This is a genomic window from Flavobacteriaceae bacterium (assembly GCA_014075215.1).
Classification (GTDB): domain Bacteria; phylum Bacteroidota; class Bacteroidia; order Flavobacteriales; family Flavobacteriaceae; genus Polaribacter.
In genome coordinates this window covers 1,312,501-1,326,970 of sequence record CP046177.1, presented here as the reverse complement: position 1 = coordinate 1,326,970, position 14,470 = coordinate 1,312,501, and the positions used below count along the sequence as shown (strand labels likewise).

Below are 14,470 nucleotides of genomic sequence, written 5' to 3'. Positions count from 1 at the left end.
CGCAGTAAAGCAATCTCATTATTGGAATAGATTCCTTCGGTGTTAGACACCTCACAAAAACACTTAGTAAATAAAATTACGAAGGCAACACAAAGCAGCTTACCGTTTCTCTCAAATCTGCATAACGATCTTTGCCAAAAGCTTCTATAGTCAATTCCTTAATCTTTTGCTCTCGTTCTTCAACATCTTCGGTTTCTTCTTGCTGTATTTCCTGGTACTCCAAGAGAAAAAGCAATCTTGCCAAAACTTCAGATTGTTGAATACGCGAGGTATCTTCAGATTGTTTTGTGACTCCTTCCAATACACATAAAAACGCATGCGCATTGTACAAACGTTTCAACATACGAGGATTCTTAAAACCGTATTCCAATGCCAATTCCGTAAAAATAGTGCGTTCCTCCTCTACAGGTTTCCATTCTTTGTAAACAAACTTTTTTTCTTGTTCCTCTTTTTCTGGTACACCCTTAGAAATAGGTATCAAAGTAGGTTCATTTCCCTCTGTATTTGGCTGTTCCTGTCGATTTTTTTCTCCTTTTACCGGTATTGAAGCTATTTCTGAGCTTGGTTTCTCCGGGTTTTCAGAAGCTTTCTCGTTCAATTCTGTAAATAAATTGTCTGCAACAAAATTCTTAATTTCTTCCTCACGCACTTCCCGAAGGCTAATTGGAAATTCTATAATTTTTGCCAAAAAATCACGGGCAATGCCAATGTTTCTCTTTCCCAATTTTTCATAACGCTCCTGTACTGCCTCCAAAACAATTCGTTGGTCTACTGCTATCAACTGATACACATTCTTGATATCATACAACAAACGTACTGTGTCCAGAGTTTCATTAATACAAGCGGTATGACAACGATCCAAATCATCTATAATAACCAACAACTTGTGTTTTTCTTTCAGTGCTACTTTGCATAGCAAAGACAGTTCTTCTTTCAATACTGCAATCTCTCCGATCTGTTTTCGATAGTTGATTCTGAAAAACAACGAAGAGAGTTTTCCCATAATGGGCGAATGTGTAAACGATACAGCCGAGTTTAAAAAACCATACAGAAGCACTAACAATCCAGATATCCCTACTGATATATTTCCCTGAGAAATCAACTTAAAACCCTCTCTGTCTGTAAAATAATTATACGCCTGATATCCTATCCAACATAAGAGTAGAGCTATTAAAGCATATAACATTCCTTTATGCCGTTTCCAGGCCAGTTTTCTATGAAAATGAAACATCAATCGCCATTTGGCTGCTCCTTTTTTTCCTTCTTTAATTCCTTCTAGAATAGCCTGTGCCATTACTGCACGATAATTATCTGCATCCTGATAAGTCCACGCATTAAACGTAGCAACAAAAAATTGTTCTTTGGGTGAATTCTCTTTATATAATGCATCTGTAAGATACTTGACAAAGCCTGTTTTGCCCGTACCCCAATGCCCAAACAATCCCATAGTATAGGCAGTTTGTGCTGTTTTTTTATCATTAGAAGCATTTTTATTGGCATAGCGCAACTGATTTGCCAAAATACCCGCCCATTTTTCCCGTTCAAAACTATCTTTTACAGGCGTAGCACGTTCCTCTCTCCTTCCAGCATAATCGGTTGGAGACACCATATTGTTAATTAAAGTGAGATACGGATGGTACACTTTTTCGATCAATTCGTTGTCTACACCAGTGAATACTTTTTGAAGCCGTTGCAACCATTCCTTAAAAAAAGAAACTTCTTTGCTCCACAAGGGTTGTTGGTAAAACTCCTTTAAAAACCGTATTGTATCGAGTGCATGTATTCCTTTTTTTAGGGAGTCATAGTCTTCCCATTGCATATGATAGAATACTACACGATCTACATCGCTGGCGGCGGCATAGGCGGCGGCATAGGCGGCGGCGGTGTCGGCGGCGGTGTCGGCGGCGGCGGCGGCATAGGCGGCGGCATAGGCGGCGGCGGCGGCGGTGTCGGCGGCGGTGTCGGCGGCGGCGGCGGCGGCGGCATAGGCGGCGGAACTCAAATCTTGTTCTTTATTTAAAGAGACTTTCTGTGCATGTTCAATAGCCTTCCAAACCGCTTGGGTGTATTTAATTCTTTGATCTGTTGCTTTTTTCCAAAAATCCAGATTCCCTTCGGTTGCCAATAAAGGAAACACCCGTAAAGCACTACGTACGGCAAAAGCAATGATATATTTCTTGGGAAGTTGCTCTAATTCTTTACGGCTAATACCTTTATGTTCCTGTTTTTTAGCACTTTCCGTCTCTTGTTTTTTTGCCATAGAGGTCACTATTTGTTGGTATCTACTCTCAAAAAGGTTTTGTGGTTTTACGGTAGTTTTAGGTTAATGGCTAAACGCTACCTTGAGGTCATTTGAGGGTTCGGTTATTTTCAAAAATAAAAAAAAATTACCGGATGTTATTTTTTTATTTTTAAAAGTACAAGGGTTTATTACCCTCCAGGTTCAAAAATTACGTTCTCAAAACAACATCGTAGACATGCAGCCCTGAGCCCGGAGCTATCCCAACCAAAGGTGCTTTGTCTTCGGATAGCACTAAAAGTAGCTTCAATATCTAAATCATCCAAAACGCCTACTAAAAAAGGCGCGGAATACGGATGGTTCTTTGTTCCAAAAGAAAAGTAATAATGGTATTCCTTTATTTTTGCAGATTGAATGATATTAAAATCTGTAGAAACTATTGAAATTTTAACAGCCTTTAAATCTTGAGAAGCATTTTTATTGAATGCTTTTAAAAATAATTCTTCGTTGATAGTTTCGTTCAAAAATAACTGAAAATAGTACCTATTAGCAGAAACTTTCGCATCTGTTCTTCCCATTCCCAGGCTTTTAAATATTCCTTTTCCTAAGACAAAACCCAACATTTTATCCATCATTTCATGCAAAGACATCGAGTTTGTTTGTTTTTGCCATCCATGAAAACGAAACCCCAAAAATTGAATTTCTACCAAATAACTATATGCCCATTTCATATGTTCGCTTTCAATTTATCTAATTTCTCTATGAAGATTTCAAATTCACCTTCAAGTTCAAAACTACTCCTTTTAGAATTTTTAAAAAGACTAAATTTTATTATATTGAATTTTAAATAACTTTTTTATTATTTTTTTGAATAAAATTCATTATTTTAAACAATATGTTGATAATTTTTTTCATTAAAACATTATTTTTACGAATACAATAATTTTTATCAAACTAAAATTTGATATCCTTATTCTCAATATCTTTAAAAGATTCAAATTATACTTTTCTGATTTTTAACCCCGTTTTTTTGAGACACTACTTTGTTTAGAAAACGTTTTCGAAAGCGTTCAGCCCAGTAACCATTTGGTTTTCACAGATTTTTATCAAAAATTCGCACCCTTTAAACCTTTAAAATAAATATGATGTTTAGAATCAAATGTACCGTTATCATTTTAGTATTTTTCGTTAATTTTAGTATTTTCTCTCAGGAGAAGAAGGAAGAAGAAAAAAAGTTTTCATTAAGCGGTAGTGCAGATGCCTATTTTAGATCAAATTTCAACGCACCCAACGGGCAAAATGCAGTAGCTCCGCGCTCATCTTTTGCCAACCTTTCGGGTTTTGCTTTAGGCATGGCAAATGTAATTGCAACTTACCAAGGTGAAAAAGTAGGCTTTGTGGCTGATTTGGTTTTTGGGCCAAGAGGTGAAGATGCTGTTTTTAACTCGCCGTCTTTGAGGCCGGGAGGAAGTTCTAATATAGTCAATCAATTATATGCTTACTGGAATGTTAGTAAATCTGTAAAATTAACGTTAGGTAATTTTAATACTTTTCTAGGATATGAAGTAATCTCTCCGACAGGGAATTTTAATTATAGTACATCCTATTTGTTTTCTTATGGACCTTTTAGCCATACAGGGTTAAAAGCCGATATTACGCTTTCTGAAAAGACAACGCTTCTACTGGCTGTCATGAACCCAACAGATGCTACCGAATTTAATCCTACGGGTAATTACACCATTGGTGCACAATTGGGATATGCCGATCAGTTTTTAAATGTGATTGCAGATAACCGAGCCTTTGAAATAGATTATACGGGAGGGTTCAATATAACTGAGAAGTTTTTCTTAGGAATCAATGCTGCCTATTTTGATAATGACGGAGTTGGTTTTACCGGAGGAACTTTATACCCTCAATATACGACAAGTGAAAAACTCTCTATCGGGTTAAGAACAGAATATTTTAAAGAATCCGGTGTTTTTGGAGCTATAGGAACAGGAATTGCCGATTCCAGTGTATTTGCGGTAACATTAACTGCAAATTATAAAATAGATAACCTAACTATCATTCCCGAATTGCGCCTGGATTCAGGTTCTGACAATTTTTTTATGGATAGTAACGGATCTCCTAAAAGTAATTTAAGTTCATTTTTAGTAGCGGCAGTTTATAAATTTTAAACCAATCAAATTTTATTACAATGAAAAAAATAGAAGCAATTATTCGAAAATCAAAATTTCGAGCCGTAAAAGAAGCTTTGCATGAGGTGGGTGTAAACTTCTTCTCTTATTGGGATGTTACCGGCTTGGGAAATGAAAAAGAAGGACATGTGTATCGAGGTGTCAGTTATAGTACCAGTGATATCCAGCGCAGATATCTGTCTATCGTAGTGAATGATTCTTTTGAAGAAGTAGCCATCAAGGCCATTCTATCTGCCGGCTCCACAGGTGAAGTAGGGGATGGAAAAATTTTCGTGTCAGAGATCAAAGAATCTTACCGAATCAGAACGGGAGAAAAAGGAGGAGATACATTAAACTAATATTATTATAAATACAACACATGGAATTACTTACTACAAATAATGTATGGATGATGATCTGTACAGCACTGGTTTTCTTTATGCATTTGGGTTTTGCATTTTTGGAAATTGGTTTAACAAGACAAAAAAACACGATCAATATTTTATTTAAAAATATTTTTATCATCACTGTTGGTCTATTGTTATATTGCTTGGTAGGGTTTAATCTGATGTATCCCGGATTTACCGAAAACGCTCTTGGATTTTTTGGTTTTGCCGGATTTGGATTAGACGCACCTATTACCAATGGAACTTTGGATTTAACTTATAATGAAGGTTATACTTACTGGACGGATTTTTTATTTCAGGGTATGTTTGCTGCAACAGCAGCAACTATTGTATCCGGAGCGGTTGCCGAACGAATGAAATTGGTTCCTTTTATGATTTTTACCATTGTTTATGTTGGTTTTGTATACCCTATTGTAGGTTCCTGGAAATGGGGTGGTGGTTTTTTACAAACGTTAGACACTCCTTTTTATGATTTTGCAGGTTCTACACTAGTACACTCAGTTGGAGGGTGGGCAGCTTTGATTGCTGTTTGGCTATTAGGAGCAAGAATTGGAAAAATCAAAAATGGAAAGCCACAGGCAATTCCAGGCCATAATATCTCTCTGGCAACCGCAGGTGTTTTGATCTTATGGCTCGGCTGGTTTGGATTCAACGGTGGTTCTGTCCTGTCTGCAGAACCCGGGGCGACCTCTATTACTCTTGTAACTACTTGTTTAGCCGCTGCTGCAGGCGGAATAGTTTCATTCATTATTTCAACGGTTTTGCATAAGAACTTTGATTTAGCCATGTTCCTCAATGGTATTTTAGGAGGATTGGTAGGAATTACTGCCGGAGCCGACCTCATGTCTCCAACAGATGCCATCATTATTGGTGCAGTTGCGGGCACTATCATTGTCTTTGCCGTATTTTTTATTGACAGATTGAAATTAGATGATCCGGTAGGGGCTATCGCCGTTCATCTGGTTTGTGGAATTTGGGGAACTTTAGCCGTAGGGTTTTTAGGATCAAAAGCAGGATGGTCTCAATTTGTAAGCCAACTTATCGGAGTAGGCAGCTACGCTTTTTTTTGCATTATAACTTCTTTTATTATCATTTATCTCTTAAAAATCAGCATAGGAATCCGAGTGAGTGAAATAGAAGAACTCGAAGGCCTGGACAATCATGAACACGGTATGAAAACCTATCCGGATTTTAGATTAAACGAACATTAAGTTTAAGAGGCCTTTGCAAAATAGGGATATATTCCATATTTTGCAAAGGTCTCTTTAAATGAGTTCATTATCTTAAAAATAAATTCGCATAGTTCTATAATTATGTGAATTTATTTTTGAATATCCGTTTAGGTAGCCGGGAAGAATCACAAGAAAATTTTGAAGCTCCTTTAATCTTTTAATTTTTCAATTTATTGAATATCAACTTGGAACTTTTCAACTTTAAGCTCCATTAGGCATCATAACGGATAATCTAAATTTATATATTCAAAACTGAGTATATGACAATATTTTTTAATTAAATTACGATATTTCAATTTTATTTAACAATAATCGATTTTTAATGAATTTATTGTAATATTATTGTTATTTTATTAAATTATTTCTTCAAAAATTGTATTTTTGTTGCTATATTGTTAAAACACCATGAAACAACAAGGTTTATATTTACCGGAATTTGAAAGAGACAACTGTGGCGCAGGGTTTATCTGTAATTTACATGGAAAAAAGTCAAATACAATTATTCACAATGCACTGGAAATATTAGTGAAATTAGAGCATCGCGGAGCCGTGAGCTCTGATGGAAGAACCGGTGACGGTGCCGGGATTTTAATTGATATCCCTCATCTGTTTTTTAAACGGGTGTGCAACTTTACCATTCCTGAAGTGAACGAATATGGTGTTGGAATGGTATTCCTCCCGTATTCTATGATAAAAACAAGTAAAAGTTGAGATATTATTTTTACTAATTTATGCAGCAAATTTAAAAGTATCTACATAGGGTGTTTGTCGTTTGACAACGGCAAACACTCTTGCTATTAATTTGTTTCTAATAATGTTAACGGTACTCATTTTACTTTTGCCTTGTTTTATTCTTTTATGATAGTATAATTTCATTTCTGGGTTATGTTGTATAGCAGAAATAGCGCACATATTAATAATTGCTTTCAATTTTTTATTAGCCAAATGAGAGACTTTTGTACGTCCTTTAATACTAGTTCCAGATTGGTAAGGAAAAGGAGCAACACCACAATAAGAGGCAAACTTTCTCCAGTTTTCAAATTTTGAAAAATTGTCAGTAAACACAATCATCATTATAGCAGTTTGCATTCCTATACCTTTAACACTAGTAACAAGTTTATAGGTTTCTTTTAACATTATATTTTGGTCAATAATAGCTTGCATTTGAGTATTAATCTTGTGTATTTGTTTGGTTAGTTCTGCAATCATTTTTTGTTGAACGTCAAAGATTATTTTATACTCTTTTGCTTTATAAATTCTTTTTTGTTCTTTCAAAGTAACTTTAAAACCAGCTCTTTGTTTGTTAAGTTTTGTCCTTAAAGATAAGAGACTTTTTAGTTGTAATATACTTCTTTTAGGTAGCTTACTGGGTTTAAGTTCTTCTTTTAATCGATACCCATATAGAGCAATGCGTTTGGCATCAATTTGGTCATCCTTTCCACGAGCAATACCAATAGATCTTTTAATTTCTAAACCAGAAGCTATGAAAAAAGATAATTTTTGTTCAGTTAAAGACACAGATAATAAATGAGAGTACATTCCTGTATGTTCAAATACAAACATGGTTTCTTCTTTAGAGAAAGACGAATTTTTAAAACTCCACTTTAGCATTAATTTAAATCCAGATTTACTGTTCTCAAACTGTTGAACAATTTGTTTAGAATAGATACAAACATCAATTAATAATTTACTGACATCGATTCCGATAATTTCATTTGTTTTCATAATTTTGTAATTAGATATTAATAATAGTTACTTAAACTAAGACCTTTAATAAGGGCAGAAACTGAAATTCTATATGGTTCTAAGTAACTTTTAAAAAGAACGGAGACTAATACGGGGGATGGCTCTAAAAAGCTAGCTGGCCGCTAAAGTTCACTCCGTTCTTTTGTGTTTTTGGTTATCAACAAAATAAGAGTTATTAACAAAGAAAAAAAGAAGCAAAAAAAGAAATTTCATCATAACTATTATGTTTTTATTTTAAGTAATTATTTCTATTTGCTAATCTAAAGGAAGAGCTCTAATCAGGGCAATTATTGTATTTCCGTTTTAGAAAAAGAAATAACAAATCAAGGCTTACATATCATTGGGTGGAGAGATGTACCTGTAGATACTTCAAGCATTGGAAAAATAGCTTCCAAATCAGAACCTAAAATCAAACAGGTTTTTGTAGATAAAAATAATACAACGTTATCTGATTTACAATTCAATGCAAAAATTTTTGCAGCGAGAAAAATTGCCGAGCACATTATCTCAAAATCCAAACTTTCTCAAAGCAATTATTTTTACATCCCCAGTTTTTCTACCACCACACTGATTTATAAAGGGCTTTTAATTCCCGAAGATATTGGCAGGTATTACAAAGATTTAAAAGAAAAAGATGTAATAACCAGATTAGCTTTGGTACACCAGCGTTTTTCAACCAATACATTTCCGTCCTGGAGCTTGGCGCAACCGTTCCGATATATGTGTCATAATGGAGAAATCAATACCCTGAGAGGAAATGTAAACAGGATGAAAGCCCGGGAAGAGTTGATGAAAAGTGATTTGTTCGGTGAAGATATCAAAAAGATTTTCCCCGTCATCGGTGATAACATGTCAGATTCTGCTTCTATGGATTTAGTCGTAGAATTATTAGTAATGACAGGTAGGTCACTCCCTGAAGTAATGATGATGACGGTTCCCGAAGCCTGGGAAAAGCACCAAACCATGAGTGAAGATAAAAAAGCATTCTATGAGTATAATTCGTGCATTATGGAACCTTGGGACGGCCCGGCTTCCATTCCTTTTACAGATGGAAATTTATATTGGTGCTCTGTTAGACAGAAATGGTCTCAGGCCCTCAAGATATACTGTTACTAAAGACGGATTTGTGATTATGTCTTCGGAAATTGGTGTTGTTGAAGTATCCTCAGAAAATGTTGAAAAACATGGCAGATTGGAACCGGGAAAAATGTTTTTAGTAGACATGAATGAAGGCAGAATTGTAGAAAACGAAGAAATTAAAACAAAAATTGTATCGAAGCACCCCTATAAAAAATGGATTGCAGAACATACATTACCCCTGTCAAAAGTGCCTTATACCGGAAATATGCGCCCAATAGAACCTACCCGGTATACAACGAGACTCAGAGTTTTTGGATATACCATGGAAGATATTTCTACCATTATCAATCCAATGGCCATATCAGGGAAAGAGGCTATTGGTGCTATGGGCATTGACACACCCTTAGCCGTATTGTCCGATCATCCGCAATTATTGTTCAATTACTTTAAACAACTATTTGCCCAGGTTACCAATCCTCCACTAGATGGCATCAGAGAAGAAATTATTACAGATATCAGTCTAGCCATAGGAGGAGATCGAAACATTTTTGACATCGTTCCAGAACAAGCAAAAAAACTCCGCATTCAAAACCCTGTAATTTCCAACGCTGATTTGGACAAAATCAAAAATATTGAGCACTCTGATTTTAAATCGATAACCATTCCTATTTTATACCCTATTTCCAAAGGGGTTAACGGATTGGAAGAAGCTTTAGATAACATGATTGTTCGTTGTGAAAAAGCAGTGAATGAAGGGGCAAATATTATCATTCTGTCTGATAGAAATATTGATAAGGAAAATGCACCAATACCTGTTTTACAGGCTTGTTCCTATGTCAATCATTCCCTGAATAAATTAAAAAAGAGATCAAAATTCGGTATTGTTTTAGAATCGGCAGAGCCCAGAGAACCACATCATTTTGCTACACTATTTGGCTACGGAGCAAGTGCTGTTAATCCTTATTTGGTAAATGAGGTGATTGCACACCAGGTAAAAGAAAAAATGATCAAAGGTATTGACGAAGATACAGCCATCCAAAACTTTAATAAAGCGATTGGAAAAGGAATCTTAAAAATCATGAATAAAATTGGTATCTCCACTTTACATTCTTACAGAGCTTCTCAAATATTTGAAGCCCTTGGTTTAAAGAAAGCTTTTATCGATAAATATTTTCCAAATACCCCTTCCAGGATAGGTGGTATTGGGTTGGTGGTTTTAGATAAGGACATCCAAAAAAGGTTTGATGAAGCCTTTAAAAAAGAAGAATTTAAATCTGTTTTGGATTTACATATTGGCGGAGAATACCGATGGAGAAGAAATGGAGAAAAACACATGTTTAATCCCGCTACTGTTGCCAAATTACAACAAGCCGTCCGAAGCAAAAGCAGTGAGATCTATTACGAATATGCTGAAAATATCAATAACCAAGCAAAAAATTTAATGACCTTGAGAGGTTTATTTGAATTTAACAATTTAGACCCCATCTCTATTGATGAAGTTGAACCTTGGACAGCAATTGTAAAACGATTTAAAACAGGCGCAATGTCTTATGGTTCCATTAGCGAGGAAGCGCATGAAAACCTTGCTCTGGCGATGAATAAAATTGGCGGGAAAAGCAATTCCGGAGAAGGAGGTGAAAATAAAAACCGGTTCAAAAAAGAAGTAAATGGTGATTGGAAAAATAGTGCCATCAAACAAGTAGCCTCCGGCAGGTTTGGAGTTACGAGTAATTATCTGACCAATGCCAAAGAAATTCAAATAAAAATGGCTCAAGGGGCCAAACCCGGAGAAGGAGGACAATTGCCGGGAGAAAAAGTATTCCCATGGATTGCCCAAGTCAGAAATTCCACTCCCTATGTAGGATTGATCTCCCCTCCCCCCCATCATGATATTTATTCTATTGAAGATCTGGCTCAATTAATCTTTGATCTGAAAAATGCCAATAGAGCAGCAAGGATCAATGTAAAATTAGTCTCCAAAGTAGGAGTAGGTACTATTGCTGCGGGTGTTGCAAAAGCGAAAGCCGATGTCATCTTAATATACGGTTTTGACGGAGGTACGGGAGCTTCTCCCCTCACCTCTCTAAAGCATGCCGGTTTGCCATGGGAACTTGGTCTGGCAGAAGCGCAACAAACCCTGGTTTTAAATAACCTGAGAAGTAGAGTTGTACTGGAGTGTGACGGCCAGTTAAAAACAGGAAGAGATGTTGCCATCGCATGTTTATTAGGAGCTGAAGAATTTGGATTCGCTACGGCACCGTTAGTTGCTTCGGGTTGTATTATGATGAGAGCTTGTCATTTGAATACCTGCCCTGTTGGAATTGCAACACAAGACCCGGAACTACGTAAGAACTTTAAAGGAACACCAGAACATGTAATCAATTTTATGTATTTCGTTGCAGAAGAATTGAGACAGATCATGGCGCAGTTAGGCTTTAGAACTGTTAAAGAAATGGTAGCTCAATCCCATAAGATCAATATAAATCCTGCCATAGTACATTATAAAGCTAAGGGGATTGACCTTATATCCGTTTTACATCAACCGGAAATAAAAGACGATGTCATTTTATCAAATTCGGAAATACAAAATCACAACCTGGAAAATGTGTTGGATTTCAAGATCCTCAGCGATGCAAAGGCAGCTATTATCAACAAAAAGAAAATGACTTTAGAATACCAAATCCACAATACAGACAGAGCTTTGGGAGCAATTATCAGTAATGAAATTTCAAAGCTGTACGGAGAAGACGGTCTCCCTGAAAACACATTGAATCTATATTTTAAAGGTTCTGCCGGTCAAAGTTTCGGCGCATTTTCTACTAAAGGAATTACTCTGAAAGTAGTAGGAGAAACCAATGATTATTTAGGAAAAGGGTTGTCAGGAGCAAAAATCATTATCAAAAAACCGGATGAAGCTACCTTCAAAGCAGAAGATAACATCATTGTCGGCAATGTATGTTTTTATGGAGCAGTTGCCGGTGAAGCTTATATTAATGGAATTGCCGGCGAACGATTCGCTGTTCGTAATTCCGGGATTACAGCTGTAGTAGAAGGTGTTGGAGATCACGGGTGCGAATACATGACAGGAGGAAAAGTGATAGTTCTGGGTGAGACAGGAAGAAATTTCGCTGCGGGAATGAGTGGAGGAATTGCATATATATACAACCCAAAAAAGAGCTTCGAATCTGAATTATGTAATCCCGAAATGGTAGATTTGGATCCACTATCTACAGATGATTTTGAAGATTTAAAAAACCATATTGAAAAACATCTGGAATATACCGGTAGTTTTTTAGCAAAGAAAATCATCGAAAATTGGGAAACACGTAAGAAAAACTTTATCAAAGTATTCCCAAAAGATTATAAGAGAGCCTTACAAAGAATGGCAGAAGACAATGTTAAGGTAAAAAAATTAACTGCATAAGTTTTATCTCATGGGAAAAATAGGAGGTTTTAAAGAGTTTCAAAGAATAGATGAAAGTAATATTGCCGTAAAAGAAAGAATACAACATTATAAAGAATTTACAATTCCATTGGAAGAACAGTCATTAAAAAATCAGGGATCCAGATGCATGGATTGTGGGATTCCATTTTGCCACAGTGGCTGCCCGTTAGGAAATTTAATTCCGGATTTCAATAATATGGTTCATAAAGGCGAATGGAAAAAAGCCTCGGAAATATTACATGCTACCAATAATTTTCCGGAATTTACAGGTAGATTATGCCCCGCCCCATGTGAAAAAGCATGTGTGTTAGGAATCATTGACGATCCGGTATCTATAGAAAATATAGAAAAAAATATTGTTGAAACAGCTTTTAAAAATAAATGGATTGTTGCCCAACCTCCTAAAATCAGAACCGGTAAAACAGTAGCCGTTATTGGTTCGGGACCTGCCGGATTAGCCGCTGCACAACAGCTAAACAGAGCCGGACATATTGTTACTGTTTTTGAGAGAGATGATGAGATTGGAGGGTTATTGCGATATGGTATCCCTAATTTTAAACTGGAAAAAGAAATTATAGATAGAAGGATAAAAATCTTAAAAGAAGAAGGCATTATTTTTAAAATCAATGTTCATGTAGGCGAAAATTATGATATTAAAAACCTAAATTATTTTGATGCCATTGTTTTATGTGGAGGTGCAACAAAACCAAGGTCGTTACCTATTAAAGGTATCAATTCCAAAGGAGTTGTCCAAGCTATGGACTTTTTAACCCAACAAACCAAGCTATTGTCTAATAAATCCATAAAAGGTGAATTCATCTCTACAAAAGATAAAAACGTAATTGTAATCGGCGGTGGAGATACGGGGTCTGATTGTGTCGGAACTTCCAACAGGCAAGGAGCAAAATCAGTTACTAACTTTGAAATTATGCCCAAACCACCCATATCGAGAAGTCAACAAACTCCCTGGCCGTTTTGGCCATTGCAATTAAAAACAAGCACCTCTCACGAAGAAGGCTGTGATAGAAATTGGTTGATCAATACAAAAGAATTCATTAGTAATGATGAAGGAGAAATAATTGCATTAAAAACAGTTAATGTAGCATGGGAAACCGGTCCCGATAAAAAATCTCAATTTGTGGAGGTTCCGAATTCAGAGAAGATTTGGCCATGTGAAATAGCGCTTTTAGCATTAGGATTTACCGGACCGGAAACTACTTTAAGTGATCAATTGGGTGTTCATTTGGATAATAGAACTAACTATCAGGCAACAAAATATCAAACAAATATTCCTTGTATTTTTACTGCAGGGGATATGCGAAGAGGGCAATCATTAATAGTTTGGGCTATTTCCGAAGGAAGGGAAGCCGCAAGGAATGTGGATATCTATTTGATGGGAAAATCCTATTTACCTACTAAGAATAATGGAGATTTACCTTCTGTGTAACTCTTATCATGAATGAATAAGTTCAATAATATAAAAACCTTTTTATAATTTTCAGACATAAAACACAATTAATGTCAACATTACCAAAATTAGTACGATTTCAAGAAAATGTAGAAACTAAATATAAAATGTACAACAGTATATTTATGACATTACCATTTAGTAGCATTACCAAAACCGGAGCCTTATTGCCATTGTTTCATGAAACATGTGAAAAAGGGTTTCAAAATGGTGATGACCCGACAACAATCGTCAATACATTTTTTAAGAAATATCAGGCAAGACGCGATAAAAAAAGTCAAATTAATTTATTATTTCGATTTATTCAATATATAGAAAGACAAATTGTATTATTTGATGCTATTGAAGACGTCGCTTTTTCCCTGATAAATAATATGGACGGTATAGGGACGTTAAGAGCTTTAAAAGAATCTGCAATTTCTAATAACAAATTAGACGACCTAAAAAAATACTTGGAAGAATTTAAAGTTCGTATTGTATTAACAGCACATCCTACTCAATTTTACCCGGGATCGGTTTTAGGCATTATAACCGATTTAGCCACAGCTATTAAAGAAAATGATCTTCAGACAATAACCGGTTTGATGGCACAATTGGGGAAAACACCTTTTTTCAAACACAAAAAACCAACTCCGTATGATGAAGCTGTAAACCTCATATGGTATCTGGAAAATGT

The 14,470-nt window shown here is 35.7% G+C and carries 9 protein-coding genes and 1 pseudogene (1 of these 10 cut by a window edge); 7 read left to right on the top strand and 3 right to left on the bottom strand.

The annotated features are described in order from the left end of the window. Positions 1-76: 76 nt before the first annotated feature. Both GKR88_06710 and GKR88_06705 read right to left on the bottom strand, forming a co-directional pair. A complete protein-coding gene (locus GKR88_06710; GenBank protein ID QMU64012.1) occupies positions 77-2,260 on the bottom strand; it encodes a hypothetical protein in 2,184 nt (727 codons plus the stop codon). Between the two features lie 170 nt (positions 2,261-2,430). Next, positions 2,431-2,970, bottom strand: a complete 540-nt coding sequence (locus GKR88_06705) for a hypothetical protein (protein ID QMU64011.1) — start codon at positions 2,968-2,970, stop codon at positions 2,431-2,433. A gap of 414 nt (positions 2,971-3,384) precedes the next feature. Here GKR88_06705 and GKR88_06700 point away from each other — a divergent pair, with 414 nt between their 5' ends. The 4 genes from GKR88_06700 to GKR88_06685 all read left to right on the top strand — a co-directional run bounded on the left by GKR88_06700 (position 3,385) and on the right by GKR88_06685 (position 6,766). Next, positions 3,385-4,416 (top strand): outer membrane beta-barrel protein, encoded by a 1,032-nt coding sequence (locus tag GKR88_06700; protein ID QMU66658.1) that lies wholly within the window; start codon positions 3,385-3,387, stop codon positions 4,414-4,416. A 20-nt stretch (positions 4,417-4,436) separates the two neighbouring features. Beyond that, positions 4,437-4,775, top strand: coding sequence for a transcriptional regulator (locus tag GKR88_06695; GenBank protein QMU64010.1), 339 nt, complete (start codon positions 4,437-4,439; stop codon positions 4,773-4,775). A 20-nt stretch (positions 4,776-4,795) separates the two neighbouring features. Then, positions 4,796-6,034, top strand: coding sequence for an ammonium transporter (gene amt / locus GKR88_06690; protein ID QMU64009.1), 1,239 nt, complete (start codon positions 4,796-4,798; stop codon positions 6,032-6,034). Between the two features lie 426 nt (positions 6,035-6,460). Beyond that, on the top strand, positions 6,461-6,766 hold the full coding sequence (locus GKR88_06685; GenBank protein ID QMU64008.1) for a hypothetical protein: 306 nt from the start codon (positions 6,461-6,463) through the stop codon (positions 6,764-6,766). Positions 6,767-6,784: 18 nt separating this feature from the next. Here the strand turns inward: GKR88_06685 and GKR88_06680 are convergent, their stop codons facing one another. After that, positions 6,785-7,780, bottom strand: a complete 996-nt coding sequence (locus GKR88_06680) for a transposase (protein ID QMU64007.1) — start codon at positions 7,778-7,780, stop codon at positions 6,785-6,787. Between the two features lie 315 nt (positions 7,781-8,095). On the opposite strand from GKR88_06680, the pseudogene gltB reads away from it, so the two are divergent. The 3 genes and pseudogenes from gltB to GKR88_06665 form a co-directional block, all read left to right on the top strand. Further along, positions 8,096-12,305: pseudogene (gene gltB, locus GKR88_06675) on the top strand (glutamate synthase large subunit). Between the two features lie 10 nt (positions 12,306-12,315). Then, positions 12,316-13,773: a glutamate synthase small subunit gene (gene gltD, locus GKR88_06670; protein QMU64006.1), complete on the top strand. Its 1,458-nt coding sequence runs from the start codon at positions 12,316-12,318 to the stop codon at positions 13,771-13,773. 71 nt (positions 13,774-13,844) lie between these two features. Next, positions 13,845-14,470: the start of a phosphoenolpyruvate carboxylase gene (locus GKR88_06665; GenBank protein QMU64005.1), read on the top strand. Its footprint extends 1,957 nt past the window's final position; the window shows 626 of its 2,583 coding nt (coding positions 1-626); the start codon lies at positions 13,845-13,847; its stop codon lies beyond the right edge, outside the window.

What these genes read in the sequence shown, in the direction of transcription:
- GKR88_06685 (QMU64008.1), top strand. Translation starts at nt 6,461, where the DNA reads ATGAAACAACAAGGTTTATATTTACCGGAATTTGAAAGAGACAACTGT.
- amt (QMU64009.1), top strand. Translation starts at nt 4,796, where the DNA reads ATGGAATTACTTACTACAAATAATGTATGGATGATGATCTGTACAGCA.
- GKR88_06710 (QMU64012.1), bottom strand. Translation starts at nt 2,260, where the DNA reads ATGGCAAAAAAACAAGAGACGGAAAGTGCTAAAAAACAGGAACATAAA.
- GKR88_06695 (QMU64010.1), top strand. Translation starts at nt 4,437, where the DNA reads ATGAAAAAAATAGAAGCAATTATTCGAAAATCAAAATTTCGAGCCGTA.
- GKR88_06680 (QMU64007.1), bottom strand. Translation starts at nt 7,780, where the DNA reads ATGAAAACAAATGAAATTATCGGAATCGATGTCAGTAAATTATTAATT.
- gltD (QMU64006.1), top strand. Translation starts at nt 12,316, where the DNA reads ATGGGAAAAATAGGAGGTTTTAAAGAGTTTCAAAGAATAGATGAAAGT.
- GKR88_06700 (QMU66658.1), top strand. Translation starts at nt 3,385, where the DNA reads ATGTTTAGAATCAAATGTACCGTTATCATTTTAGTATTTTTCGTTAAT.
- GKR88_06705 (QMU64011.1), bottom strand. Translation starts at nt 2,970, where the DNA reads ATGAAATGGGCATATAGTTATTTGGTAGAAATTCAATTTTTGGGGTTT.